24 protein-coding genes and 2 tRNA genes are annotated in these 26186 nt (G+C 70.9%); 15 read left to right on the top strand and 11 right to left on the bottom strand.

Going from position 1 to position 26186, the window contains the following annotated elements; all coding sequences use genetic code 11:
- Window positions 1–112: 112 nt before the first annotated feature.
- Window positions 113–1060: a D-2-hydroxyacid dehydrogenase gene (locus tag IF54_RS0120910; protein WP_030320879.1), complete on the top strand. Its 948-nt coding sequence runs from the start codon at window positions 113–115 to the stop codon at window positions 1058–1060.
- Between the two features lie 22 nt (window positions 1061–1082).
- Window positions 1083–2495, top strand: coding sequence for an amidase (locus IF54_RS0120915; RefSeq protein WP_030320882.1), 1413 nt, complete (start codon window positions 1083–1085; stop codon window positions 2493–2495).
- Here the strand turns inward: IF54_RS0120915 and IF54_RS0120920 are convergent.
- Entirely contained in the window at window positions 2482–2976 is a 495-nt protein-coding gene (locus IF54_RS0120920; RefSeq protein WP_030320883.1) for a DUF3830 family protein, read from the bottom strand. The two genes, IF54_RS0120915 and IF54_RS0120920, sit on opposite strands and share 14 nt — an antisense overlap.
- A gap of 96 nt (window positions 2977–3072) precedes the next feature.
- Between IF54_RS0120920 and ehuB the strand changes: the two genes are divergently transcribed.
- The 6 genes from ehuB (at window position 3073) to IF54_RS0120950 (ending at window position 7372) form a co-directional block, all read left to right on the top strand.
- On the top strand, window positions 3073–3978 hold the full coding sequence (gene ehuB, locus IF54_RS0120925) for an ectoine/hydroxyectoine ABC transporter substrate-binding protein EhuB (protein ID WP_030320886.1): 906 nt from the start codon (window positions 3073–3075) through the stop codon (window positions 3976–3978).
- Window positions 3975–4697, top strand: coding sequence for an ectoine/hydroxyectoine ABC transporter permease subunit EhuC (ehuC, locus tag IF54_RS0120930; protein WP_030320888.1), 723 nt, complete (start codon window positions 3975–3977; stop codon window positions 4695–4697). Before ehuB ends, ehuC begins: the two co-directional genes overlap by 4 nt.
- The gene (ehuD, locus tag IF54_RS0120935; RefSeq protein WP_030320891.1) at window positions 4694–5344 is read left to right on the top strand and encodes an ectoine/hydroxyectoine ABC transporter permease subunit EhuD; all 651 of its coding nucleotides are present in this window, start codon (window positions 4694–4696) and stop codon (window positions 5342–5344) included. The genes ehuC and ehuD overlap by 4 nt, the downstream gene beginning before the upstream one ends.
- A 10-nt stretch (window positions 5345–5354) precedes the next feature.
- Window positions 5355–6131, top strand: coding sequence for an ectoine/hydroxyectoine ABC transporter ATP-binding protein EhuA (ehuA, locus tag IF54_RS0120940; RefSeq protein WP_030320894.1), 777 nt, complete (start codon window positions 5355–5357; stop codon window positions 6129–6131).
- A 220-nt stretch (window positions 6132–6351) separates the two neighbouring features.
- Complete coding sequence (locus IF54_RS0120945) at window positions 6352–7110, top strand: IclR family transcriptional regulator (RefSeq protein WP_030320896.1); 759 nt, start codon at window positions 6352–6354, stop codon at window positions 7108–7110.
- 188 nt (window positions 7111–7298) lie between these two features.
- Window positions 7299–7372: transfer RNA gene (locus IF54_RS0120950), tRNA-Lys, on the top strand.
- Here the strand turns inward: IF54_RS0120950 and IF54_RS40770 are convergent.
- The 5 genes from IF54_RS40770 to IF54_RS0120985 all read right to left on the bottom strand — a co-directional run bounded on the left by IF54_RS40770 (window position 7338) and on the right by IF54_RS0120985 (window position 12834).
- Window positions 7338–8990: a long-chain-fatty-acid--CoA ligase gene (locus IF54_RS40770; RefSeq protein ID WP_078852062.1), complete on the bottom strand. Its 1653-nt coding sequence runs from the start codon at window positions 8988–8990 to the stop codon at window positions 7338–7340. The genes IF54_RS0120950 and IF54_RS40770 overlap by 35 nt on opposite strands.
- Before the next feature lie 40 nt (window positions 8991–9030).
- On the bottom strand, window positions 9031–9465 hold the full coding sequence (locus IF54_RS0120970) for a hypothetical protein (RefSeq protein WP_030320904.1): 435 nt from the start codon (window positions 9463–9465) through the stop codon (window positions 9031–9033).
- A gap of 86 nt (window positions 9466–9551) precedes the next feature.
- Window positions 9552–10157: a lytic polysaccharide monooxygenase auxiliary activity family 9 protein gene (locus IF54_RS0120975; RefSeq protein ID WP_030320906.1), complete on the bottom strand. Its 606-nt coding sequence runs from the start codon at window positions 10155–10157 to the stop codon at window positions 9552–9554.
- 65 nt (window positions 10158–10222) lie between these two features.
- Window positions 10223–11338: an SPFH domain-containing protein gene (locus tag IF54_RS0120980; protein ID WP_030320909.1), complete on the bottom strand. Its 1116-nt coding sequence runs from the start codon at window positions 11336–11338 to the stop codon at window positions 10223–10225.
- Between the two features lie 140 nt (window positions 11339–11478).
- Entirely contained in the window at window positions 11479–12834 is a 1356-nt protein-coding gene (locus tag IF54_RS0120985) for a peptidoglycan-binding protein (RefSeq protein WP_030320911.1), read from the bottom strand.
- Window positions 12835–13001: 167 nt separating this feature from the next.
- Between IF54_RS0120985 and IF54_RS0120990 the strand changes: the two genes are divergently transcribed.
- From IF54_RS0120990 to IF54_RS0121000, 3 genes are all read left to right on the top strand, one after another.
- Window positions 13002–13075: transfer RNA gene (locus IF54_RS0120990), tRNA-Lys, on the top strand.
- Window positions 13076–13722: 647 nt separating this feature from the next.
- Window positions 13723–15723 carry a glycosyltransferase family 2 protein gene (locus IF54_RS0120995; RefSeq protein WP_030320914.1) on the top strand — a complete coding sequence of 667 codons (2001 nt, stop codon included), beginning with the start codon at window positions 13723–13725 and terminating at the stop codon, window positions 15721–15723.
- Window positions 15720–17657, top strand: coding sequence for a kelch motif-containing protein (locus IF54_RS0121000; protein WP_030320917.1), 1938 nt, complete (start codon window positions 15720–15722; stop codon window positions 17655–17657). Before IF54_RS0120995 ends, IF54_RS0121000 begins: the two co-directional genes overlap by 4 nt.
- 103 nt (window positions 17658–17760) lie before the next feature.
- Here IF54_RS0121000 and IF54_RS0121005 read toward each other — a convergent pair whose 3' ends face one another.
- Window positions 17761–18831: a glycoside hydrolase family 6 protein gene (locus IF54_RS0121005; protein ID WP_030320925.1), complete on the bottom strand. Its 1071-nt coding sequence runs from the start codon at window positions 18829–18831 to the stop codon at window positions 17761–17763.
- A 164-nt stretch (window positions 18832–18995) separates the two neighbouring features.
- On the opposite strand from IF54_RS0121005, the gene IF54_RS0121010 reads away from it, so the two are divergent.
- Complete coding sequence (locus IF54_RS0121010; protein ID WP_030320928.1) at window positions 18996–19772, top strand: GAF and ANTAR domain-containing protein; 777 nt, start codon at window positions 18996–18998, stop codon at window positions 19770–19772.
- A 274-nt stretch (window positions 19773–20046) separates the two neighbouring features.
- Here the strand turns inward: IF54_RS0121010 and IF54_RS0121015 are convergent, their stop codons facing one another.
- Both IF54_RS0121015 and IF54_RS0121020 read right to left on the bottom strand, forming a co-directional pair.
- Window positions 20047–20757 carry a class F sortase gene (locus IF54_RS0121015; RefSeq protein WP_030320930.1) on the bottom strand — a complete coding sequence of 237 codons (711 nt, stop codon included), beginning with the start codon at window positions 20755–20757 and terminating at the stop codon, window positions 20047–20049.
- A gap of 6 nt (window positions 20758–20763) precedes the next feature.
- Window positions 20764–21309 (bottom strand): hypothetical protein, encoded by a 546-nt coding sequence (locus IF54_RS0121020; protein ID WP_030320933.1) that lies wholly within the window; start codon window positions 21307–21309, stop codon window positions 20764–20766.
- A gap of 235 nt (window positions 21310–21544) precedes the next feature.
- Here IF54_RS0121020 and IF54_RS0121025 point away from each other — a divergent pair, with 235 nt between their 5' ends.
- The gene (locus IF54_RS0121025; protein WP_030320935.1) at window positions 21545–22324 is read left to right on the top strand and encodes an HAD-IIA family hydrolase; all 780 of its coding nucleotides are present in this window, start codon (window positions 21545–21547) and stop codon (window positions 22322–22324) included.
- Between the two features lie 24 nt (window positions 22325–22348).
- Here IF54_RS0121025 and IF54_RS0121030 read toward each other — a convergent pair whose 3' ends face one another.
- On the bottom strand, window positions 22349–23065 hold the full coding sequence (locus IF54_RS0121030) for a hypothetical protein (protein WP_030320938.1): 717 nt from the start codon (window positions 23063–23065) through the stop codon (window positions 22349–22351).
- A gap of 99 nt (window positions 23066–23164) precedes the next feature.
- The gene (locus tag IF54_RS0121035) at window positions 23165–24424 is read right to left on the bottom strand and encodes an ROK family transcriptional regulator (RefSeq protein ID WP_420790457.1); all 1260 of its coding nucleotides are present in this window, start codon (window positions 24422–24424) and stop codon (window positions 23165–23167) included.
- Window positions 24425–24472: 48 nt separating this feature from the next.
- Between IF54_RS0121035 and IF54_RS0121040 the strand changes: the two genes are divergently transcribed.
- A complete protein-coding gene (locus tag IF54_RS0121040) occupies window positions 24473–25546 on the top strand; it encodes a Gfo/Idh/MocA family oxidoreductase (RefSeq protein ID WP_030320944.1) in 1074 nt (357 codons plus the stop codon).
- Window positions 25543–26052 carry a heme-degrading domain-containing protein gene (locus IF54_RS0121045; protein ID WP_030320946.1) on the top strand — a complete coding sequence of 170 codons (510 nt, stop codon included), beginning with the start codon at window positions 25543–25545 and terminating at the stop codon, window positions 26050–26052. The genes IF54_RS0121040 and IF54_RS0121045 overlap by 4 nt, the downstream gene beginning before the upstream one ends.
- Window positions 26053–26186: the final 134 nt, after the last annotated feature.

Consider the following 26186-nt stretch of genomic DNA (forward strand, 5'->3'; position numbering starts at 1 on the left):
GCCGCGCCGCGGAAACCGGCGGAAAAAGGTCGGCCGGCCCTCCTGAACGTGCAGAAACCGCCCGTGCGGCCCTCCCGGAACCCGCGCGGCGCCCCGCAGAAACGGTGCCTCGATGTCCGTGCCCACCCTCCTCGTCCTCGACGCCGACCCTCTTCCGCGCCTCGGCAGGCTCACCGGCCGGGCCCGCGTCGAGCACGCGGACGCGACCACGCTCGCCGAGCGGCTGCCGTCCGCCGATGTGCTGCTGGTGTGGGATTTCGCCTCGACCGCGGTGCGTGACGCGTGGCCGGGCGAGGGCCCGCGGCCGCGCTGGGTGCACACGGCGAGCGCGGGTGTGGACCATCTGATGTGCCCCGAACTCGCCGACTCCGACACGGTGGTGACCAACGCGCGCGGGGTCTTCGACCAGCCGATCGCCGAGTACGTGGCCGCGCTGGTCCTGACGATGGCCAAGGACCTGCCCCGCACCCTCGAGTTGCAGCGCGAGGGCGTGTGGCGGCACCGGGAGTCGCAGCGGGTGGCGGGCACGCGCGCGTGCGTGGTCGGTTCCGGGCCCATCGGCCGGGCGATCGTCGCCGCCCTCAAGGCACTCGGCATCACCACCGCGCTGGTGGGCCGCCGTTCCCGCACCGGGATCCACGGCCCCGACGACCTCAGCCGGCTGATGGCCCGCGCGGACTGGGTGATCTCGGCCGCTCCGCTCACGGCCGAGACCCGGGGCATGTTCGACGCCCGCCGCTTCGGGATGATGCAGCCCTCCGCGCGGTTCATCAACATCGGCCGGGGCCAACTGGTCGTGGAGCAGGACCTGGTGGAGGCGCTCACCAAGCGGTGGATCGCGGGCGCGGCCCTCGACGTCTTCGACTCCGAACCGCTGCCGCCGGACAGCCCGTTGTGGCACGTCCCCGGTCTGATCGTGTCGCCGCACATGAGCGGTGACACCGTCGGCTGGCGGGACGAACTCTCCGCGCAGTTCGTGGAGATGTACGAGCGCTGGGAGGCGGGCAGATCTCTCGTGAACGTGGTCGACAAGAAGCGCGGGTACGTGCCAGGGCACTGAACGCCGAGCGGAGGGGCAGCACATGCAGGACCTCACCGGACTGACCGCCGTACAACTCGTCGAGGGTTACCGCAAGGGGGAGTTCAGCCCCGTCGAGGCGGCCCGGGCGGCTCTCGACCGGGCTACGGAGATCCAGCCGGAGGTGAACGCCTTCGTGCGCCTGACCTGGGAGGAGGCCCTCGCACAGGCGGGGGCGTCGGCGGACCGCTGGCGGCGCGGGGAGCCGTCGGGCGCGCTGGACGGCGTACCGGTCACGGTGAAGGACATCCTGCTGATGCGCGGGACACCGACGCTCAAGGGCTCCAGGACCGTCGCCGAGCACGGGCGGTGGGACGAGGACGCGCCGTCGGTGGCCCGGCTGCGGGAGAGCGGCGCGGTGTTCCTCGGCAAGACCACGACACCGGAGTTCGGCTGGAAGGGCGTCACGGACTCGCCGCTGTCGGGCGTGACCCGCAATCCCTACGACCCGACGCGCACCGCGGGCGGCTCCAGCGGGGGCGCCGCGGCGGCCGTGGCGCTCGGCGCGGGGCCGCTGGCGCTCGGCACGGACGGCGGCGGCAGTGTCCGTATCCCGGCCGCGTTCTGCGGGATCTTCGCCCTGAAGCCGACGTACGGCCGGGTGCCGCTGTACCCGGCGAGCGCCTTCGGCACCCTCGCCCATGTGGGCCCGATGACCCGGGACGCGGCCGACGCGGCCCTGCTGCTCGATGTGATCGGGGTGCCGGACTCCCGCGACTGGTCGGCGCTCGGTCCCGCGGCGGGCCCGTACTCCGCGGCCCTGCGGGGCGGGGTGCGGGGCCTGCGGATCGCGTACTCGCCGTCCCTCGGCGGCCAGGTGGCGGTCCAGCCCGGGGTCGCCGCGGCGGTGCGGCGGGCCGTGGAGCGGCTGGCCGGACTCGGCGCGTACGTCACCGAGGCGGACCCCGACTTCGCCGACCCGGTGGACGCCTTCCACACCCTGTGGTTCAGCGGGGCGGCCCGGGTGACCCAGCATCTGGGGGCGCACCAGCGGGAGTTGCTGGACCCCGGGCTGCGGGAGATCCGCGCCCGGGGCGGGCGGATGAGCGCGCTCGACTACCTCGCCGCGGTGGACGTCCGCATGGAACTCGGCCGCCGCATGGGCCGTTTCCACGACTCCTACGACCTCCTCGTCACCCCGACCCTCCCGATCACCGCGTTCGAGGCGGGCCTTGAGGTCCCGAAGGGCTCGGGTCACCAGCGCTGGACCGGCTGGACCCCGTTCACCTACCCCTTCAACATGACGCAGCAGCCGGCGGCGAGCGTCCCCGTCGGCACAGACGCCGACGGACTGCCGGTGGGCCTCCAGCTCGTCGCCGCCCGACACCGGGACGACCTGGTGCTGCGGGCGGCGCACGCGCTGTACAAGGCGGAGGCGGCGGGGGTGCCGGCCGGGGTGGGCGCTAGGCGCGGCTGAAGCGGAGGGATTCGCCGAGGGCGCCCGCGCGCCAGAGGTCGTTGCAGGCCTCGGCGAGGGCGTCGAGGCCCTCGGTCACCTCGCCCCACACGGTGCCCGGCACCCAGCCCACGTCCCCGTTCAGGAGCAGGTTGTTGCGTTCGTAGAAGAGGGCGAGGTCGACGACGGTCGCGTCCGGGCGTACCTCCCGGTCGTAGCCGTGGGACGGCGTCCCGAGCTGCGTGCCCGCGAAGGAGAAATAACAGAGATCTCCGGGAATGGGGGTGACTGTCGGGTTTTCCAGGGGCGGTTCGTTTTCCGCGAACGGCGCGAAGAGCGCGTAGATCTCGTTGCGCGCGTACTTCGCGTGATAGACGTCACCGGCGAGCGGAAGGGCACTCCATACGGCCGCGCAGGTGAGCGGCGCCCGGTCGTCGAGGAGCTTTGCCGTGGCGGTGATCCCGCGCTTGACCAGCGAGACTTCGATGTAACGGTCAGCCATGCACTCCATGGTCCCCCGCCGGTCAAGAGGGCCTCGGCGAAAAAGAGGCTCAAATAAATCCGCATAGGTCGCATCCGGTCGGGTAGCCGCGCCGCCATGGCTCCACCACTGGAACATGGCACACACATATCCGGAACCACCCGCCGATCGCTGCTCGCGGGGGTGGCGGCGCTCGGCGCGCTGGGCGCTGCGGGCTGCTCGCGCGTGGCCACGGCCTCGACCGAGGGAGGCGGCGATCTGCTCGACCGGCTGCGGGCGACCGGGGTCGTACGGCTGGGAATCGCAGGTGAGATCCCCTTCGGTTACATCGACAAGAACGGCGAACTGACCGGCGAGGCACCCGAACTCGCGCGGGTCGTCTTCAAGCGGCTGGGCGTGGAAAAGGTGCAGCCGGTGCCCACCGAGTTCGGCTCGCTCATTCCCGGCCTGAATTCGCAGCAGTTCGATGTCGTGGCGGCCGGCATGTATGTCACCCCGGAACGCTGCGAACAGGTGATCTTCGCGGATCCCGACTATCAGATGCTCGATTCCTTCATCGTGCGCAAGGGAAATCCAAAAGGTCTTCACAACTACAAGGACGTCGTCGAGAAGAAGGCGAAGTTCGCCACCGGCACCGGATACGCGGAGATCCAGTACGCCGTCGAGGCGGGCTACAAGGAGAGCGACATCCTGATCGTGCCGGACCAGGTCGCGGGACTGAACGCGGTGGAGGCCGGACGCGTCGACGTGTTCGCCGGGACCGCGCTGACCACCCGTGAGGTGGTGAAGAAGTCGGCCAAGGCGGAGGCGACGAAGGCCTTCACCCCGACCGTGGGCGGCAAGCCGCACGTCGACGGGGGCGCCTTCGCGTTCCGCCGCACCGAGACGAACCTGCGGGACGCCTTCAACGTCGAGCTGCGGAAACTGAAGAAGAGCGGCGAACTGTTCCGGATCCTCGAGCCCTTCGGGTTCACGAAGGCCGAGATGACGGACCTGACCGCGAAGGAGCTCTGCGGCGGATGACCTCCGGACTCTGGGAACTGGTACTCAAGGGCGTCTGGACGACGGTCCAGCTGCTGGTGTTCAGCTCGCTACTGGCCGCCGCCGTGTCCTTCGTGGTCGGCGTCCTGCGCACCCACCGGCTGTGGATCGTCCGCTTCCTGGCGGGCTTCTACACCGAGGTGTTCCGCGGGACCTCCGCGCTGGTCATGATCTTCTGGGTGTTCTTCGTGCTGCCCCCCGCCTTCGGCTGGCAGCTCGTGCCCATGTGGGCGGGCACCCTCGCGCTCGGCCTGACCTACGGGGCGTACGGCTCCGAGATCGTGCGCGGGGCGCTCAAGGCGGTCGACCCGGCCCAGCAGGAGGGCGGGATCGCGCTGAGCTTCACGCCCTGGCAGCGGCTGCGGCTGATCCTGCTGCCGCAGGCGGTGCCGGAGATGATCCCGCCGTTCTCCAACCTGCTGGTCGAACTGCTCAAGGGCACCGCGCTGGTGTCCGTGATGGGCATGGGCGACCTGGCCTTCAGCGGCAACCTGGTGCGGCTCGCGCTCCAGGAGAGCGCCGGGATCTACACGTATCTGCTGCTCATCTACTTCGTGATCGCCTTCGCGCTCACGCGCCTGATGCGGGGGCTGGAGAAGAAGTTGAAGGCGGGCGTCGGCAAGGAGCCCCGGCTCGGCCTTGACACCGACGCCGAGCTGAAGCGGGCGCAGACGACGGGCGTAGGAGGTCATGTCGCATGACGTGGGACTGGAGTGCCGTAAGCGACTTCATGCCGCAGTTCTGGGACGGTCTGCTGGTCACCCTTCAGGCCCTCGCGCTCGGCTCGCTGATCTCCTTCGTACTGGGCCTGGTGTGGGCGCTGCTGATGCGCGCGCCCTCGCGGTTCGTGCGCTGGCCGGTCGGGGTGGTCACGGAGTTCGTGCGCAACACCCCGCTGCTGGTGCAGCTGTTCTTCCTCTTCTACGTGCTGCCCGAGTGGGGCGTGACCCTCTCCGCGCTGGCCACCGGTGTCATCGGGATCGGGCTGCACTACTCGACGTACACGATGCAGGTCTACCGGGCCGGTATCGAGGCGGTGCCCGCCGGCCAGTGGGAGGCGGCGACGGCACTGAACCTGCCGAGGGTCAGGACCTGGCAGGTGGTGATCCTGCCGCAGGCGATCCGCCGGGTCGTGCCGGCCCTCGGCAACTACGTGATCTCGATGCTCAAGGACACACCGATGCTGATGGTGATCACGGTCCTGGAGATGCTCGGCGAGGCGCGGCTGTTCGCGCAGGAGCACTTCCAGTTCACCGAGCCGCTGACCGTGATCGGCGTGGCCTTCATCGTCATCTCCTATCTGGCCTCCCTTCTCCTGCGATCCCTGGAGCGACGTCTTGTCCGCTGACACCCCCCTGATGAAAGAGCCCGACGCCCACACCAACCCGCCGGTGGACGGCAGCGAGCTGATCCGCTTCGAGGACGTCACCAAGCGCTTCGGGTCCAACACCGTCCTGGACCGGCTGAACTTCTCGGTCGACTCCGGCAAGCACGTGACGCTGATCGGCCCCTCCGGCTCCGGCAAGACCACGATCCTGCGGATGCTGATGACCCTGACCAAGCCCGACGAGGGGACGGTCAGCGTCGACGGGGAGAAGCTCTTCCCGGCGCCGGAGAAGCAGCTGCGCGAGGTGCGCAAGAAGATCGGGATGGTCTTCCAGCAGTTCAACCTGTTCCCGAACATGTCGGTCCTGCGCAACATCACCGAGGCTCCGGTCACCGTGCTCGGCCTGCCGAAGGACGAGGCGGAGGCACGCGCGCGTGAGCTGCTCGACCTGGTGGGGCTCGCCGACAAGGCCGGGGCCCGGCCGACCCAGCTGTCCGGCGGGCAGCAGCAGCGGGTGGCGATCGCGCGGGCGCTCGCCATGCGGCCGCGGGTGCTGCTGCTCGACGAGGTGACCTCGGCACTGGACCCGGAGCTGGTGGCCGGTGTCCTCGACGTGCTGCGGGACATCGCCCGCACCACCGACATCACGATGCTCTGCGTGACCCACGAGATGGGCTTCGCCCGGGACATCTCCGACCAGGTCCTGATGTTCGACGCGGGCCGGATCATCGAGTCGGGGCCGCCGGAGAAGATGTTCAGCGAGCCCGAACAGGACCGCACCCGGGAATTTCTCAGCGCGGTTCTCTGACGGCGGGAAGTGAACATAGTTCAACCTGCGAGGTCCCGGACCCGGGTCATGTCTCTGGCATATGCCAGCGTGCCAGCACCCCTGCTGAGCGGCCCGGCCCGGGGACGGAATCTCGCCAACAGCCGCTCACTGCAAGCCTTTTGCCGGTTATCGTGGAGGGGATCGCTGTCTGGATTACGGCCCAGTAGTAGTGCGACCGAGCGAGCGCAGGGGGAACACCGTGGCGCTGAAGCACGAACCGACCGCGCCGTACCACTCGGCCCAGGACGCGCTGCGCGTCCTGGAGACCGTGGCACGGCACACCGCCGGAGTCACCGACGCCGAACTCGCCCGCACGACCGGCCTGGACCCGGAGCGACTGACCACGCTCCTGAGGATGCTGCGCCGTGAGGGCTACGTCGAGCAGGTGGCCGACGGCGCCTATGTGACCGGGGACGCCCTGACCAGGCTGAGCTCGGTCCACCACCGTGACGAGGCCCTGCGCGCCAAGCTCCAGCGCACCCTCGACGAGCTGCGCGACACCATCGGCGCGGCCGTGTACATCAGCCGGTACGTCGACGGTGAGATCTCCGTCGAACAGTACGCCGACGGGCCCGCGACCCCGGCGGTCAACGAGTGGGTGGACTTCCGCTCCTCCGCGCACGCGACGGCGGTGGGCAAGAGCCTGCTGAGTCAGCTCGACCACAACGGCCGGCGGGACCATCTCTCCCGGCACCGGATGACGCGGCTCACGTCCCGCACCATCACCAGCGACAAGCTGCTCCTGTCCCGTCTGGAGACCCAGCCCGCGACGGTTCCCCACCTCGACCTCCAGGAGTACGCGGTGGGCACGGTCTGCGCGGCGGTGCCGATCACTGCGGGGTCGATGGTGGGATGCCTCGCATTGTCGCTGCCGGTCGAACAGGCGCATCGCCTGCGGCGGGCCACGGAGCGGTTGAATCGGGGGGCGGCGCCCGTTCTCCTGTCGCTGGCGATCTAGGCGCAGCGCGGGAGGTCGTCGGTCGCCTGCGGGCCGTGGGGGCTGGTCGCGCCCACGCGGCGGAGCCGCAGATCGACGCAGCCCCGCGCCCCTAGGTCGGCTCACTCGCCGGTGGTCAGAAGCACCCCTTTCGACCGGGTAGTATTTTCTCTGTCGCCAGCCGCCGAGAGGCGGACGGCGAGAGTCATGCGCCGCTAGCTCAGTTGGTTAGAGCAGCTGACTCTTAATCAGCGGGTCCGGGGTTCGAGTCCCTGGCGGCGCACCGGTGAAGGGCCTTTCGTGGGAGCGAAGGGCCCTTCGGCGTTTTTCGGGGTCCGGCTTCGGTAGGTCTCTTCGCCGGGCCCGCGCCACCACACGGGGTCCGTGCAGTTCAGGCCCTCTTTTCTGAGCTGGGCTCGGTTGATCTTGTTGGTGGCTGTGACCGGCATGTGATCCACGACCCGCACGAACCGTGGGGCCATCTTCGTGCCGAGGTCCGGCTGGGCCGCCAGGAAAGCCGCGAAGGCGACGGGGTCGAAGGTTCCGGCGATCGTCGCCATCACCTGGTCCCCGGTCACCGGATCCGGTACCGCGTACACGGCGACGGCCTCCGCCCCCTCGTACCGCGCGAGGATGTTCTCGATCATCGCGGCGGCCAGGTTCTCACTGTCGACGCGGAGCCTGTCGTCGGTGCGGCCCGCGAAGTAGAGGTAGCCGTCGGCGTCCCGGTAGAAGAGGTCGCCGGTCCAGTACCAGCCGTCCCGGCGCCGCTCGGCATCCGCCTCGGGGTTGCGCCAGTACCCCTCGAAGGGGTTCGGCGCCCGGTTCACCAGCTCCCCTATCGCCTCGCCCCCGTTCAGCAGCCGCCCGGCCGCGTCGAAGCGTGCGGGCGGTCGCTCCCGGCCCGTCTCCTGATCCAGTACGACGAGCCCGGGCCCCGCCCGACCGACCGCGCCCCGAGGCGTCCCCGGCGCCCACTGGATCGCCGCGCCGCCCTCGGAGGAGCCGTACCCCTCCACCAGCCGCACCCCGAACCGGCGCTCGAAGGCAGCCGCGTCCACCGCCCCCGCCTCGGTGCCGAAGCCGAGCCGCAGCGGGTTGTCCCGGTCGTCCTCGCGCGGCTCGGTGGCGAGGACGTACTGGATGGCCCGGCCGACATAGGTGAAGTACGTCGCCCGGTACGCGCGCACGTCCGCCAGGAACCCCGACGCCGAGAACCGCCGCCTGAGCGCGACCCCGGCGCCGGTCGCCAGCGCGGGCGCCCAGTCGGCGATCACCGCGTTGCCGTGGAACATCGGCATGCAGATGTAGTGCACCCCGTCGGGGCCGAGCCGGAACTGGTCGGCCAGGGAGCGCCCGGCGGCGGCCAGCCGGCCCTGGGAGCAGAGCGCGGCCTTGGGGGCGCCGGTGGAGCCCGAGGTGAAGTAGAGGAGGAGCCGGTCCTCGGGGGCGGCACGGGAGGCGTCCGGTTCGGCACCGGCGTAGGGCGCGAGCAGGCTGTCGTACTCCTCGGAGCCGCACACCAGGATCCGGACGCCGGGCAGGTCGAGGCCGCGCAGCAACGGGAGCTGGGAGGGCTCGGTGATCAGCAGTCGGCACTCGGTGTGCAGGATGTCGCGGGCGAGTTCGGGGCCCCGGCGGGTGGGGTTGATGCCGGCGACGGCGGCCCGGGCGAGGGCGGCCGCGCTCAACCACATCGGGTATTCAGGGGTGTTGTCGAGCAGGACGCCGATGTGGGCGCCCGGGCCCGGCAGGAGGTCGGTCAGCAGCGCCGCCCGTGCGGCGGCACCGGCCGTCACCTCGTGGTGGGTGAACTCCCGCCCCTCGAACCACAGTCCGGGCCGGTGGTCACCCCACCGTCCGACGACGAGCTCCGCGACCGTACGCCTCCTGGAGTCCATGGAGGCGTACGGTAGTTGACGGACCGTCAGATGTGGAGGCTTAGGGCATCGCGGCGAAGGCGGCCATGAAGCCGGCGCAGAACAGGACGACCACCCCGGCGAAGGCCACCACCACGAAGGCGGCGCAGCCCTGCCCGCCGCCACCGGGACGGGCCGTGGCCACGATGCGGGGGCCCTCGGCGTAGTGCGCGGTGACGACATCGCCCTCGAGTACGGTGCCCGGGCCGCCCTCCTCCTCGAAGCGGACCATCCGGCCGTCGCGGGCCCTGAACTCGTATACATGGCGCAGGCTCGTGCGCACCCGGCTGTCGCCTCCGCCGCGCGCCACGGTGTACACCCGCAGGCACCGCGCCTCGGCGGTGAGCCCGCTCCTCCAGGCTCTGCGCATCCGCAGCCAGCGCCGCACCATGAGGTACGCGCCCGAGATGGCCACGGCCATGATCAGGACGGGAACGGCGTAGAAGAAGGCGCTCATGACGGATCCCCCGAGGTCAGGCACCGATCGCTTGATCGTGTGGGGGAACCTACCCCGGGGGAAGCCTGGACTGTCTCAAGCGATGCTCAGAACGTGACGTCCGAGCAGGCGTAGAACGCGTTGGTCGTGTCGGCGATCGTCCACACCGCGACGATCACGTGCCGTCCGCTGAGCCCGGACGGCAGGGTGCCGCTGTGCGAGAGGGTGGAGGGGGGTCGCTGGCCGTTGTAGGGGACGGTCAGGAACGGGGTGAGGTTGAGGTCGGAGCGGGCGAGGTTGTGGTTCTGGTTCCAGCCCGCCTTGGTGACGTAGTACTTGAAGTCGGTCGTGGCGTGCATGGCGGTGAACTGCCAGCGGAACGTGTAGCTCTGCCCGCCCGTCACCTTGGTCGCCGGCCAGGCGGCGCCCGAGGGGGTCCTCGGTGCGCTGAGCTGGCTGAAGCGGCTGACGCCGCCGTTGCAGATCTGGCCGTCGGCGGGTCCGCCGGCCGGGAAGCCCTTGGGGCCCTCGACGCTCTGCGGCTCCCACTGGATGTCGCCGCAGTTCGTCACCGTGCCGTTCTGGCAGAGCTTCTGCCTGCTGATGGGGAGGTCGGTGTAGCCGTGGCCGCTGGCACCCCCGGTGGAGAGGACGAGGGTGCCGGCGGTGGTGAGGCCGAGCGCGGTGGCGTACCACTTGGTCCTTCTGCGCATGCTGCTGCTCCTGGGAACGTGGGGAAGTTCGATGAGCTTGCAGGTCTAGACCAAGTAGCAGAGTATTACCGTGTGTTGACCGTGTCCATACACCCCGAGGAGAACGCGACCGTCAGGTCCTTCACGAGCGCCTTGCGTTCGTAGTCGTCCAGTTCGACCAGACCGCGCATGGTCAGCCGGGTCACCGTGTCCTCGACCGAGTCCACGACCGACGTCAGCACGGTCGCCCGGTGCTGGGCGTCCAGCGCGGCGATCCGGCGGCGGTGCATCGCGGCGGCGACCTCAGGGGCGTACTCGATGCGCAGCGGCTGCACCGAGAACACCTGCACGCCGACCGCGGCGGTCTCCGCGGTCACCAGCCGGGTCAGCGCCTCCCCCGCCGCGTCGGCCGAACCGCGTCCCGAGCCCGGCGCCTCCACCGGGATCCGGGCGAGCGCGGCCTCGACGCACTCGCGCAGATAGGTCTCGTGGTCGTCGACGCCGAGCGTGGCCCGCGCGGTGTCCCGCACCCGCCACACCACGAGGACCACGACCCTGAGCCCGACCCCGCTCGCGTCGGCCGCCGCCATCGGCTCGCTGCGCCAGTGCCGCAGCCGTACGTCGACCCGGCGGCGCAGCAGCAGCGGGTTGACCCACAGCAGCCCGGTGCGCCGGACGGTCCCCCGGTAGCGGCCGAACAGCCCGAGCACCCAGGCCCGTCCGGTCCGGCCCCGGGCCAGCCCGCCGAAGCCGAAGAGCCCGAGGGCACCGGCGCCCGCGTAGGCGGCCCACTGCACCGGGCCGAGGCCCGCGTGCGCGTACGCCGGCAGCCGCAGTGCCTCCAGCGCGAGCGGCGGTACGACGCCCGCCCACCACGAGGTGACCGCGCACCCCGCCATGCCGCAGACGCCGGCGAGGACGCCCGCCGCGCCCGGCAGCACCCGCGCGGGACGCTCGGCCAGTTCGGGGTCGACGTCGGGGACGGAGCGCGGGGCGGCCTGGGCGGTCCTGCGCAGGCGGGGCTGCTCGCCGGTGCCCTGTCTGCGGGCCACCACGGCGGGCTTGAGGGGGACCGACACCGGGTCCGGGTCGTCGCGGAACAGCAGGTGGACCGGGATCTCGGTGGTCACCTCGTTCTGGATGAGCCGGGCGGGCCGGGACGGTCCCTCGGACTCGGGGGTGTGTGAAGTGGTCGTACTCATGAGTGCCTCCAGCCTCCGCGCCAGATGCGTCACAACAAGGGGGACGGACGGGTGATGGCCGACCGTGCAGGGGTGGGCCGGTGCTTGCGGACCAGCCCGGACTTACGAGAACGGCCGGGGCCTACGAGAACAGTCGGGACCTACGAGAAGAGCCGGCGCCAGGTCTCCGGGCCCGGGTAGCCGTCCGCCGCGCCGCCGCGCCAGCCCTGGGCGCGCTGGAAAGCCTCCACTCCTCGCCGGTCCGGCTCGCCCCAGCGCGGTCCCGGGCCGGTCGTGTAGTACTTGCCGAATCCTTTCTTCACCAGCTGTCGGCCGAGCTGGGTGACGTACTTGTTGGTGGCGCCGGGCCGGAACATCGCGCGGCCCGGATAGCCGGGGACTCCGTGCGAGGAGGGTGCGGGCGGTCCCGCCGCCCCGGTCTCGCCCTTCGCCCCGATGTCCTTGCCGCCGCCGGTCACCAGCAGGGTCCAGGTCTGGGCGCCGGGCAGCCCGTCCGCGTCGCCGCCCCGCCAGCCCTGCGCCTGCTGGAAGGCCTGGGTGGCCCTGCGGTCCGCGTCCGACCAGCGGGGGCCGGGGCCGGAGGTGTAGAAGGCTGCGGCACCGCGCGCCACGAGCATGCGGCCGAGCTGGGTGACGTACTTGTTGTTGGCCCCGGGACCGAAGTACGCGGCGCCGGGGTAGGGCGTGGCGTCCGGGGTCTGCGGCCCCGCGGGGTCCGGGTTGGCGCCGTCCGGGGTGGCGCCGCCGTCCGGCTCGGTGCCCGGGGTGCCGGCCGCGAGGCCCTTGTACCGGTAGGCGACGTACCGGTCGGAGTTGCTCCAGTAGGCGTAGGGGGTGGCCTGCTTGCGGGCGTAGGGGCGGGTCTCCTCGTAGGCGAGGTAGTAGGTGTGCGTGTAGTCGGTCCAGCCGCCGAAGATGACGACGTGGGAGCCGTTCTCGGGGTTGGACGGGTTGTGGAAGAGCAGGATGTCGCCGGGCTGGAGGTCGTCCTTGGCGATCCGGATGCCGTACTGGGCGAGGCTGCCGGTCCATTCGTTGCGCGGCAGGCTCCAGGCCATGGAGACGAAGCCGGAGCAGTCCTGGCGGTAACCGTCGCCCCAGTACTCGGACATGCTGTACGGCACCCGCGCGGCGACCCACTGCTTGGCCCGCCGGATGATGTCGGCGCGGGTGGTGGTGGGTGTCCTGACGGGGGCGGGTTTGGCGCCGGGGCCGTGCAGGGGGGCCTTGTCGCCCTGGGGGGTGTCGGGCTCGTCGGCTCTGGGGGCGCCGGGGCGGGCGGGGGCCTGGGGGGCGGCGAAGGCGGGGGCCGCGTGCAGGGCGCCGAAGGCGGTGGCGGCGGTGGCGGCCGTGGCGGCCGTGGCGGCGAGGATCACGGTTCGGGCGGCGGCGGGGTGACCGCCGGCCGGGCGGGGAAGGACGCGACGCCAGTGGACGCATCCGGGGCAGTCGCAGTCGTTCTCGGGATCGATCTCCTCGAACACCGGAGTCTCCATGCGACGCCCCTCACCCTGAAGGTCGAAATGTCCGCAACTGTGCACGTTCGCCAGTTTCTCAACTGTCGCCCGGACACGCATGCTGACGGTCCGAATGATGTACGCCCCCTCCTGCGCCCCGGTCCGCAGCACCCTCCGGCATCCGGTAGAGTCATGCAGGTCAGCAGGCGCCGCTAGCTCAGTTGGTTAGAGCAGCTGACTCTTAATCAGCGGGTCCGGGGTTCGAGTCCCTGGCGGCGCACGCGTGATCGAAGGCCCTCCGTGGAAGCGGGGGGCCTTCGGCGTTGCGGGAGCCCTCACACAGACACCCGGCAGACCGAGGGCCACGCGGCGGCGGCTGGGGGTCTGGGGGTTATCCCCCAGAAGACACAGCATCAGCGGGTCCGGGGTTCGAGTCCCTGGCGGCGCACGCGTGATCGAAGGCCCTCCGTGGACGCGGGGGGCCTTCGGCGTTGGTGCGGTGTTCTCGTCGAGGCGTACGCATATTCGACGATTCCTCTTGGCGTGGTGGTCCCGGCGGGCGCTTTCTCAAAGCGTGGGTCTTCTTGTGCGACAGGCGCAACAATGAACACGTATGACCGGTAAACACCGCGTTTCGCATCTTGCGATCATGATGAGCACCGTAGAACCCTGGTTTTCAAGATGCTGCGTATACGCGGCAGTTGGGGGGCAAGGAGACGGTTGCCAGAGTTGCGGGGAAAGGGGCCCCGCTGCTGAGGATGCCGGAGGGGGCGTCTGCAACCGGAAGGCCGCTTTCACATGTCTGACATGGTGAGGATTGTGGTGACTGCGGCCCACCACTGATACGTCTGTGAAGGTCGAGGGGGACCGGACCAGCCGTAAGGAAACGACAACACGCGGCCGCGTCCGCGTGTGGGGGGATGACTCATGACGTCGACGCCGACGGGCGCCCGGCAGAACTTCGACCCGTCCGAAACCACTCAGGTCAGGCTGCCTGCGCATCGGACCGGCACTGCGCGCCGCATAGAGAGGACGCTTCCGAAGTACGACTACGAGCACTACAGCAGACTGGCAGGTCCTCTCACCCAGCCCGACCCGGACAAGCCCTACAAGGTCCAGTACCGCTCGCTGATCTCACAGGAGCCGCACCGCATCAGAGTCGCCCTGATGCTCGCCGCGGCCCCGCTGCTCTCCCTGGTCCTGCTGGCCTGGCTGCTCCAGCCCGAACACTGGACCGAGCGCGACTACCCGGCCTTCTCGTGGCTGCCGGCCCTGGACATCGTCATGCTCGTCTCGATCGGCCTGATCGAGTTCTTCCGCTGCATGAACGTCCTGTCCAACGCGCACGCCACCCTCGTCGCCCGGGACCCGATCCCCGTGGTGCCCGAGACCGGCACCAGAGTCGCCTTCCTCACCTCCTTCGTGCCCGGCAAGGAGCCGCTGGAGATGGTGACGAAGACCCTGGAAGCCGCGGTCAGGATCCGCCACCGGGGCCTCATGCACGTCTGGCTCCTGGACGAGGGCGACGACCCGGCGGTCAAGGAGGTCTGCGCGCGCCTCGGTGTGCACCACTTCTCCCGCAAGGGCGTCGAGAAGTGGAACCAGCCCAAGGGCGCGCACCGGGCAAAGACCAAGCACGGCAACTACAACGCCTGGCTGGACGCGCACGGCGACCAGTACGACTTCTTCGCCTCGGTGGACACCGACCACGTGCCGCTGCCCAACTACCTGGAGCGGATGCTCGGCTTCTTCCGCGACCCGGACGTCGGCTTCGTGATCGGCCCGCAGGTCTACGGCAACTACGACAACTTCGTCACCAAGGCCGCCGAGTCCCAGCAGTTCCTCTTCCACGCCCTGATCCAGCGGGCCGGCAACAAGTACGGCGCCCCGATGTTCGTGGGCACCTCCAACGCCGTACGGATCAGCGCGCTCAAGCAGATCGGCGGGCTCTACGACTCGATCACCGAGGACATGGCGACCGGGTTCGAGATGCACCGCCACAGGAACCCGGCGACCGGGAAGAAGTGGCGCTCGGTCTACACCCCGGACGTGCTCGCGGTGGGTGAGGGCCCGAGCGCCTGGACGGACTTCTTCACCCAGCAGATGCGCTGGTCGCGAGGAACGTACGAGACGATCCTCAAGCAGTACTGGAAGGGCTGGTACTCACTGCCGCCGGCCAAGCTCTTCAACTACACGATGATGATCATCTTCTACCCGATGTCCGCCCTCAACTGGATCCTCGCGGCCCTGAGCTGCGCGCTGTTCCTCGGCCTGGGCGCCTCGGGTGTGAATATCGACCCCACCGTGTGGCTGATGCTCTACGGCAACGCCTCCGCGCTCCAGATCGGCCTGTACATCTGGAACCGCCGCCACAACGTCTCCCCGCACGAGCCCGAGGGCTCCGGCGGAGTCGCGGGCATGGTGATGTCGGCGCTGTCCGCCCCGCTGTACGCGAAGGCGCTGGTCGACGCGGTGCTGCGGCGCAAGAGCAAGTTCGTGGTCACGCCCAAGGGCGACTCGGCCAGCCCCGACCGGTGGTTCGGCACCTTCCGCTACCACTGGTACTTCATCGCGATCTTCGGCGGCTCGATCGGCGCCGGCGTCGCCCTGGGGCACTCGCACCCCGCGATGATCATCTGGGCCACCTTCGCCATGCTGATCACGGCGACACCGATCCTCACCTGGCGGCACATGCTGCGGCAGACTCGCAAGACGTCCGCCGGAGTACCGCCGCGGACAGTCCCGGCCCAACTGCCGGCACACGCCGAGGCGCGGACGCCGTACCACCAGCCGCAGCCACAGCCCGCTGCCGCCGCCCCGCACGCTCCGGCGCAGAAGCCGAGCTGGGCGGAGACGCACACGCACGACGAGGGCAAGGACCAGACGATGCAGATCGCCCTCGGTGGATTCGGGGGACGTAAGGAATGAACGACCGTGCAGGCCGCCGCCGCGCCCGTCGGCTCGCGATCGGTACGGCGGTGGTGCTGGCGCTGGCCGGGATGAACGGCCCGTGGCTGTACCGCTTCGGGACGGCGAAATACCACCAGTACCAAATCAACAAGCCCGAGTACAAAGCCGCGAACGGCAAGTGGGAGATCGTCCGGTTCCCGAAGGAGTACCGGCAGAACACCATCCACGCGGCGCTGCTGCGCACCGGGAAGGTGCTGCTGGTGGCGGGATCGGGCAACAATCAGGACAACTTCGACGCGAAGAGGTTCGACACCCGGATCTGGGACCCGGTCAAGGGCACGATCAAGAAGGTGCCGACACCGAGCGACCTGTTCTGCACCGGGCACACCCAGCTCGCGAACGGCAATCTGCTGATCGCCGGTGGCACCAAGCGGTACGAGAAGCTCAAGGGGGACGTGACGAAGGCCGGCGGCCTGATGATCGTTCACAACGAGAACCCGGACAAGCCGATCACCCTGCCGGCGGGCACCACCTTCACCGGCAAGGAGGGCGGCAAGACCTTCGTCTCCAAGGACCCCGTCGTCGTCGAGCGGGCCACGAAGGTCTTCGACAAGAAGACCGGGAAGTTCCTGCGCAACGACCCGGGGCTCGGGCGGATCTACGTCGAGGCGCAGAAGAGCGGGCGCAAGTACGAGACCGGCACCCAGGACAACTACCGGATCCACGGGCTGACCGGGGCGGACGCGCGCAACACCTACGGCATCGCACAGAAACTGGCCCTGGACAAGAAGGACTTCCAGGGGATCCGGGACGCCTTCGAGTTCGACCCGGTCGCCGAGAAGTACATCAAGGTCGACCCGATGAAGGAGGCCCGCTGGTACCCGACGCTCACCACCCTCAGCGACGGGAAGATCCTCAGCGTCTCCGGGCTCGACGACATCGGTCAGCTGGTGCCGGGCAAGAACGAGGTCTTCGACCCGAAGACGAAGAAGTGGACGTACACACCGAAGATCCGGCAGTTCCCGACCTACCCCGCGCTGTTCCTCATGCAGAACGGCAAGATCTTCTACTCGGGGTCCAACGCGGGGTACGGGCCGGACAACGTGGGGCGTGACCCCGGGATCTGGGACGTGGCCAGCAACAGGTTCACGAAGATCCCGGGACTCAGCGACGCGAAGGAGATGGAGACCTCCGGCACGGTTCTGCTGCCTCCGGCCCAGGACGAGAAGTTCATGGTGATCGGCGGGGGCGGGGTCGGTGAGTCCGCGCAGTCCAGCAACCGGACGCGGATCGTCGACCTGAAGGCGGACAGCCCGCGCTTCGTCGACGGGCCGACGCTGGAGAAGGGGACGCGCTATCCGCAGGCGTCGATCCTTCCCGACGACAGCGTGCTGGTGTCCGGAGGGTCGGAGGACTACCGCGGGCGCGGGAACTCCAACATCCTCCAGGCGCGGCTGTACCACCCGGACACGAACACATTCGAGTCGGTGGCCGATCCCCTCGTGGGGCGGAACTACCACTCCGGGTCGCTGCTGCTGCCGGACGGGCGGGTCATGTTCTTCGGGTCCGACTCCTTGTACGGGGACGCGGCGAACACGAAGCCGGGGGTGTTCGAGCAGCGGATCGAGATCTACACGCCGCCTTATCTGTACCGGGATTCGCGTCCTTCGCTGTCCGGGGGGCCGCAGACGATCGCGCGGGGTGCGTCCGGGACGTTCACCTCTCCGCAGGCTTCCGTGATCAAGAAGGTGCGGTTGATTCGGCCCAGTGCGTCGACTCATGTGACGGATGTGGATCAGCGGTCCATCGAAATGAAGTTCACCGTGTCGGGGGACAAGGTGAAGGTGACGGTGCCGGGCAACAAGAACCTGGTGCAGTCGGGGTGGTACATGCTGTTCGTCGATGACGATCAGGGGACGCCCAGCAAGGCTCAGTGGGTTCGGGTGCCCTAAGCCGAGCCGAAAGACGCTCCCGCACCTGTGACTTCGGGTGCGGGAGCGTTGTGGCTGGTCGCGCCCACGCGGCGGAGCCGCACATCGTTACAGCCCCGCGCCCCTAGGTGTCCGAACCTCGCGCCAGTTTCAAGGCGTAGGTCGGCCACCAGTCCCCTGCCTTCGGGCCGCCCTTGCACTCGCCGTCCGACTCTCCTGGGCGCTTGACCCACAAGTAGGCGTCCACCAGCGGGTCCGCCGTCCTTGTCGTCGGTGTCTCCCCGAGGGCCCTGCCCGGTGGGTTGCACCAACGCTCCTTCTCGGCGCCGGACTTGTACGGGCCGTTGCCGTTGCGGCTGGTGTCGATGACGAAGTGCTTGTTGCCGACCTTCGCGGAGAGCTGTTTGCCGTAGGCGATGGAGTCCTCGGTGGAGTAGAAGTTGGAGACGTTCACCGAGAATCCGTCGGCCTCGGTGATGCCCGCCCGCTTGAGGGGCTCGTAGATCTGGTCGGGGTGGCCCCAGCCCGCGTTGCCCGCGTCCAGGTAGACCGTCGTGTTCTTCAGGGACTTGAGCTTCTCGACGGCGCCGCTGAGGAGGTTGTAGCGCTCCTCGTGGAACTCGTCCTTCGTGCAGCCGTCGACCAGGTGCAGTACGGCGTCCGGTTCGAGGATCACCGTGGCCGCGCGGTCGCCGATGCCCGCCGCCACACCGTCGATCCAGGCCCGGTAGGCGTTGCCGTCGGCGGCGCCGCCCTGGGAGTACTGGCCGCAGTCGCGGTGCGGGATGTTGTAGAGGACCAGCAGGGCCCTGCGGCCCGCCTTGTCCGCGGCCTCGGTGAAGCCGCGGGCCTCCTGCTCGGGTTGTTCCACGCCGATCCACTCACCTGTGGGCTGCTGGGCGATCTTGCGGATCTGCCCCGCCTCGGCGTCCTTGCCGCTCTTCTCGTACGCGGCGACCTGCCGGGCCGCGTTGCCGTCCGGGTTGACCCAGAACGGGTCGGCCTCCTTGGGCTGCTGGGTGATGCCCGCACCGGGCTTGTCACCTTCGTCCCCCTCGTTCCCGCCGTTCGACGCGGAACACGCGGCCAGCAGCAGTGCCGCCCCCAGCACCGCCGCACAGGCCCCTGCGCGGGTCGCCGTCCTGGCCCCGGCCGTGGTGGCCCCGGCCGTCCTGGCCCGCCTGCTGACGTACATCCAATTCCCCCCTGGGTGCACTGTGGCAAGTCCCAATCGTGACACATCGGACGCGCCGCCCACGAGTCGTCCGAGCCTTGTCCAGGAGCTGTTACAGCGCCGGGAGGGCAGGGTAGGTGCGCGCCTGTACGGGGGCGCTCGTCGGTGAAGGGGAGTGCTCAGCGATGCGGTACGCCACCAGGGAGTTCCGGCTGGCCTCGGCACTGCTGGAGGCGGCGGACACGCTCGCCGAGGACTTCGACGCGACGCGCTATCTGCAACGGGTGTCCGACCACTGTGTGGAGCTGCTGAACGCGCGGGCGGCCGGGGTGATGCTGATCGACGGGGGCCGGTCGGTGTCGCTGGCCGCGAGCAGCCGGTACGAGCGGCTGGGGCTCGACCTGCTGGAGGCGCAGCACGGCGGCGGGCCGTGTCTGGAGAGTTACGGCTCCGGCAGGCCCGTCCCGCCGGTCTCCGTCCGGGTCGCCCACGCGGCCGCCCGCTGGCCCGGCTTCACCGAGCGAGCGCTCCGGCACGACATCGTGACGACCTTCGCGGTCCCGCTGCGCCGCCGCGAGCAACGGCTGGGCGCGCTCAACGTGTTCGTGCCGACGCCCCCGTCGCGCCACGTGGATGACGCCGGTCCCGAGCTCGAGGTGGCTCAGGCGCTCGCCGACGCCGCCACGCTCGGCCTCCAGAACCACCGCGCCTACACCCGATGCCGCACGCTGTCGGGGCAGTTGCAGGAGGCCCTGTCGAGCAGGGTCCGTATCGAGCAGGCCAAGGGGATGCTCGCGGAGCGCTGGGGGGTGCGGGCCGACGAGGCGTTCGTCGCGCTGCGGCAGTACGCGCGGCGGCGCCGGCTCGCCCTGGACCGGGCGGCGGGCATGGTCGTCGAGGGTGTCGCGGCCGACGCCGAGCTGCGCCGGGAGATCGGCGATGGCTCCGAGGGGCCGACGTAGAACCGGGGCCACCAGGGCGGATGACGGAGGGGCAGGAGCCCGGGCCTGCCGTCGACCGGCCTCTAGGCCCGGGCGCACATCCGTTCTAGAGTCTTTCCGTAGCGATTCGGCCCCAGCCCCTGGCCGCAGTCAGCACCCACCGTGCCTCCCAGGCCTCCCGTGCCGTCGCCGGGTTACTCCCGCAGCCCGAGCGCGCGCGGTCGAGGACCGGCCCGGTCGGCGACTTCGGGGGAGCGGGTCGCCGACCGGGCCAGGTACCGGCTCACACCGAGTCCTAGGGGCCGGTGCCGGTCAGATACGCCGAGACGACCACGTTCGCCGTGTAGCTGCGGCTGGCCCGGTCGAAGGTGCCACCGCAGGTGATCAGGCGCAGTTCGGCACGGCCCGGCTCGCGGGGGCCGTAGGCACGGTGGGCGTCGAAGTCGTCCCGGGTGATGACCTGGACGTCGTCGACGGTGAACTCGGCGACGCGGCCGTCGTCACGGACCACCCGGACCGTCTCGCCGGGCTCGAGGGCGCTGATCTTGTAGAAGACGGCGGGCCGGGTCTCGGTGTCGACGTGGCCCACCATCAGGGCGGTCCCGGCGGCCCCGGGTTTCGCTCCGGCCGCGTACCAGCCGACGACCCCGGGCTGGTCGAAGGGCGGCGGTTCGATGGCGCCCCGCGCGTCTAGGCCGCGGGCCACCACCGGTGCCTGCACGCCCAGGTCCGGGATGTCCAGGCGCTGGGGCCGCGCCCCCTTCAGGGGCTTGGCGGCGGGCGGCAGGTCGGCGGATCCGGGCAGGCGGCCGATACCGGCCACGTCACCGGTGGTGGGCGCGGTCAGACCGTTCGGTACGTCGGTCACCTCGCGCCCCCACAGCCACAGCCCGAGCAGCAGTACCGCCCAGGCCACACCGGTCAGCAGCCGACCGGAGCCGGAACCGCGGTCCCGTCCGGGGGCGTCGCCCTGGTCGGCGAAACGTTCGGTGCGTCGGTCGGACATCGCCGGTCAGTCCGCCCTGCGGCTCCGGCGGGTGCTCCGCAGCACGACGGCCACCGCCGCGACCCCGGCGAGCACCAGCCCGGTCACCGCGTGCCCGGTGCCGGGGCCGGTGGCGCGGGGCTGCATGGCGGAGAGGTGGGTGGCGCTCCAGCCGCCGCCCGCGTCGACGGGGGCGGCGGGGGACGCCGCTGCCGTGGCCGAGGGGGCGGTGCCCGCTCCCTTCGCCGCTACGACCGTGATGCGGCCCTTCACCTCGAAGTCGACGCAGGTGATCTTCACGTCGTAGGCGCCGGGCTTGATCGAGGAGCGGACCCGGGTCTCGCCGGCGAGGCTGCCGCCGGACCCCGTCAACCGGGCGTCGGCGACGAACGCGGCCGAGGCGGCGGTCGCCGTCTTCCCCGCGCAGCCCTTCACCCGCAGGGCGAGGTCGGCGCCGGGGGCGGGGGTCGAAGGGGTGACCGAGACGCTGCCGCCGTCCGCCGCGTGCGCCACGGGGGTGAGGGCGGCGACGGCCAGGGCCGTGCCACAGAGAGTGAGTCTTACGGAACCCATCGTGAACCTCCAGATGTCTGGAGCCTCCCGCGGCGCGGCCGGGCCCGCATCCCGGGGTGCCCGCCCACTGCTCCGGATGGGGGACGGCCGACGCCCCGGAGCAGGGGAAACGGGGAGTCCGGGGCGGCCGGGCGGTGACCGGAGGGCGAGACGCCGAAGGACGCTCGTTGCCGTCTCGGAGCGGCTGCATAGCATGGTCGTCTCACACGTTCACCGCACGCAGGAGTCCCCACCCATGACAGAGCGCAAGCCCATCGAATCGTGGCTCACCGACATGGACGGGGTGCTGATGCACGAGGGCATCCCGGTGCCGGGCGCGGACGCCTTCATCAAGAAGCTGCGGGACTCGGGGCGGCCGTTCCTGGTGCTGACGAACAACTCGATCTACACCGCGCGCGACCTGCACGCCCGGCTGAACCGGATCGGCCTCGACGTGCCGGCGGAGAACATCTGGACCTCAGCCCTGGCCACCGCCACCTTCCTGGACAACCAGCACCCCGGCGGGACCGCGTACGTGATCGGGGAGGCGGGCCTGACCACGGCACTGCACGACACCGGGTACGTCCTCACCGATTCCGACCCCGACTTCGTGATCCTCGGGGAGACCCGGACGTACTCCTTCGAGGCGCTGACCAAGGCCATCCGGCTGATCAACGACGGGGCCCGTTTCATCGCCACCAACCCCGACAACACCGGGCCCTCCCCCGAGGGCGCGCTTCCGGCGACCGGGTCCGTGGCCGCGCTGATCACCAAGGCGACCGGCAAGGAGCCGTACTTCATCGGCAAGCCCAACCCGCTGATGATGCGGACCGCGCTGAACACCATCGGCGCCCACTCGGAGACCAGCGCGATGATCGGCGACCGGATGGACACGGACGTCCTGGCCGGTCTGGAGGCGGGCATGGAGACCTTCCTCGTGCTGACCGGGCTGACGGGCAAGGGCGACATCGACCGCTACCCGTACCGGCCGACGAAGGTCGTGGACTCCATCGCGGACCTGGTCGACCGCATCTGAGCGCCGTGCCCGCCGCGGCCGCGGTCACCGGCGTCTGCGGGTCAGCAGGATCGCGCCGCCGGTGACCAGGAGAGCCACGGTGGCGGCGAGGGCGATGCCGGTGACGGAGCCGAGGCCGGTGCGGGCGAGTTCGTCGGCGAAGGGGAGCCGGGCGTCGCCGGTCGCGGTGCCGGTCCCGGGGGTCTCGGCGGCGCCGGGTTCGCTCTCGACGCCGAAGCGGTAGTCGTTGGACTGGCCCACCCAGTCGCCGTCGTCGTCGTGGCGCTGGACGACGGCCGCGTTGACGGTGACGTCGTTGGGAGCGGTGTCGGCGGTGAGGGCCAGGCGGATCCGCACCGTGAGGGTCTTGCCGGGGGCGACGGTGAAGCCGGGGAAGCCGTCGTCGAAGGCGCCGACGAGTTCCTCGGCGTCGGTCTTCTCGAAGCGGACGGGGTGGGCGCGCTCGCCGTCGTAGAACTCCAGCTGGGGCTGGGCGGGTTGAAGGGCGCGGCGGTCGTCGACGAGGACGACGACGGGGTGGATGTCGCTCCAGGTGCGGGCGGTGGTGTTGGTGAGGTCCAGGTACCAGGTGCCGAAGCCCCCGCCGGCCACGTAGGTGTCGGGGCCGCCGTGGACCCGGGTCGTGATCGGGAAGTCGCCGCGGCCGGATCCGGGGTCCGCGGGTGCGGGAGGCGTGGGCAGGAGGAGGGCGGCTGCCGCCGCGAGACCGAGGTGGGCGGAAGTGGACAGTCGCATGAACACATGACCATGCCGGACGGGATCGCCGGTACGCGGCACCATTCCGGCGGGTGCCCCCGAACGGTCCCCGCAGACCGCCCGATCGGCCGACCGAGCCCGCCCTCAGGCGTCCGCCCGGCCGAAGAGCGGGGCCAGGACCAGCTGGGCCGCACCCTCGGCGATGTCCCCGGGCACGGTCCGCACGGGGACCGGCGGCTCGCCCGCGCGCCGGGCACGCTCGCCGAGGACGGCTCCGACTCCCCGTAGGAACACCTCGGGGGCGCTGGTGACGGTACGGCCGCCCAGCAGGACCAGGTCGATGTCGAGCAGGGCGACGAGGTTGCCGGCCGCGATGCCGAGGACGCGGGCCGCCTCGGCGAGGTCGCCGCGGGACACCGACGTGCGGCAGAGCGCCTCGACGCAGCCGCGGTCGCCGCAGTCGCAGGGCGGGCCGTCGAGCTGGACGACCTGGTGCCCGAACTCCCCGGCCGCGGTCCTCGCGCCCCGCCGCACGACTCCGTCGATCACGAGTCCTGCGCCGAGGCCGGTACCGAGATGCAGATACGCGAACGAGCCGCGCTCCCCGGCGACGGCGAGGCCCAGCGCGGCGGCGTTGGTGTCCTTGTCCACGGCGACCGGCACCCCGAGCCGTTCCCCGAGCGCGTCCCGCAGCGGAAACCCGTCCCACTCGGCGAATCCGGTGACCCGATGAAGCACGCCTCGGGTGTGGTCCAGGGGCCCGGGGAGGGCTACGCCGACGCCGAGGAGAGGGGGTGGGGGGTGAGGGGTGGCCGAGGTGGGGGGCGATGTGGCCTCGGGGGGTGGAGCGGGGGCGGCGGGCGGTGCGGCTTCGGAGGGTGGAGCGGCTTGGGCGGGTGGCTCCACCAGCGCCTCCACCTCCCCCGCGACCGCCGCGACGACCGCCTCCGCGCCCGCGCCGAGGTCCAGGTCGGTGCACCGCTCCCCCACCACCGTGCCCGCGAGGTTCACCAGCACCAGGCGCAGGGCGTCGCGGTCCAGGTGGACGCCCACCGCGTGGCCCGCCTCCGGCACCAGGCGCAGTACGGTCCGAGGCTTGCCGCCCGTCGAGGCTCGGCGTCCGGCCTCGGCCGCGAGGCCCGCGTCCCGCAGCCGCGCGGTGATCTTGCTGACGGCCTGGGGGGTCAGCCCTGTGCGTTCGGCGAGCTCCAGGCGGCTGATCCCCTCCACGCCCGCCCGCCGCAGCAGGTCCAGCACAAGCGCGGTGTTGTGGCTGCGCAGAGCCGGCAGATTGACACCCGCATCCGCCGCCGCCCGGACTTCGCCCACCTTCCGCGCCCCCTCGCCGGCGACCCGCACCCGACCACCCGTCCGCCCTCCGCTCATCCCGTTCACGTCGCCCATTCTCCCCCGCGCTTGCACTTTGGCAACAGCGTTGCGAAAGTGGAGGGCATGACTGCTGCTGACCTCCGTGTGGGCCTCGTCGGCTACGGCCTCGCGGGTTCCGTCTTCCATGCCCCGCTGATCGCCGCCACCGAGGGCCTCGTTCTCGACACGGTGGTCACCTCGAACCCCGAGCGGCAGGAACAGGCCCGCGCCGAGCACCCGGACGTCCGTACCGTCGCCGACGCCGACGAGCTCTTCGCCCGCGCCGCCGACCTGGACCTGATCGTCATCGCGTCGCCCAACAGGACGCACGTCCCGCTCGCCACCACCGCCCTGAAGGCCGGCCTGCCCGTCGTGGTCGACAAGCCGATCTCCGGCACGGCGGCCGAGGCCCGCGAGCTCGCCGCCCTCGCCGAGGAGCGCGGTCTGCTGCTCTCCGTCTTCCAGAACCGCCGCTGGGACAACGACTTCCTGACCCTGCGCAAGCTGCTCGACGAGGGCGAACTCGGCGACGCATGGCGCTTCGAGTCCCGTTTCGAGCGCTGGCGGCCGCAGCCCAAGGGCGGCTGGCGGGAGTCCGGCGACCCCGCAGAGATCGGAGGTCTGCTCTACGATCTCGGCAGCCATGTCGTCGACCAGGCGCTCACCCTCTTCGGCCCCGCCGCCACCGTCTACGCCGAGACGGACATCCGCCGCCCGGGCGCCTCGATCGACGACGACACGTTCCTCGCGATCACCCACGCGAGCGGAGTCCGCAGCCACCTCTACGTCTCCGCCACCACCGCCCAACTCGGCCCCCGTTTCCGGGTGCTGGGCTCGAAGGCGGGCTATGTGAAGTACGGCCTCGACCCGCAGGAGGCGGCGCTCAGGGAGGGCGAGCGGCCCGGGACGTCGGCCGAGTGGGGCCGCGAGCCCGAGTCGCTGTGGGGCCGGCTCGGTGCCGGTGAGTCCCCCGTGACCGGCGGCGGCAGCCCCGTCCCCACCCTGCCCGGCGACTACCCGGCTTACTATGCGGCCGTGGCCAGGGCCCTTTCCGAGGGCGGCACCAACCCGGTGACCGCGCTGGAGGCGGCCGCCGCCCTCGACGTACTGGAGGCGGCGCGCCGTTCGGCCCGCGACGGAGTGGCGGTGGAGCTGTGACCCACAACACCGAGCTGACCCCGAAGTTCCACCCGGAACTCACCCCGCCCCTGGAGGAGCTGGAGGCGCAGGAACGGCGCCTGGTCTTCCGGCAGTTCACCCACGAGGACGCGTGGGCGCTGGGCTCGCTCCTGGTCGACATGGCCCGGGAGCGGCAGGCGCCGGTGGCCATCGACATCCACCGCGGCGGCCAGCAGCTCTTCCACGCGGCCCTGCCGGGCTCCACCCCGGACAACGACGCCTGGATCGACCGCAAGCGCCGGGTCGTGGAGCGCTACGGCTCCGCCTCCTACCTGGTCGGCGCCCGCTTCCGCGCCAAGGGCAGCACCTTCGAGGAGTCCTCGCGCCTGGACCCCGACGCATACGCGGCCCACGGCGGCTCCTTCCCCATCACGGTCGAGGGCGTGGGCGTCGTCGGCACGGTCACGGTGTCGGGGCTGCCCCAGCTCCAGGACCACCGTTTCGTCGTGGAGGCGCTGGAGGAGTTCCTGGGCAAGGACCGCTAGCGGAGCGGTTGCCCAGGAGTTCCTGGGCAAGGACCGCTAGCGGAGCGGTTGCCCGAGCGGTCCGCCGAGCGGTTGCCCGAGCGGTCGGCCGAGCGGTCGGCCGAGCGGGGATTATCGCCGGGCTCTCCCACGTT

Origin of the sequence: Streptomyces sp. NRRL B-3229, assembly GCF_000719505.1 — a bacterium.
Taxonomy (GTDB): Bacteria; Actinomycetota; Actinomycetes; order Streptomycetales; family Streptomycetaceae; genus Streptomyces; species Streptomyces griseorubiginosus.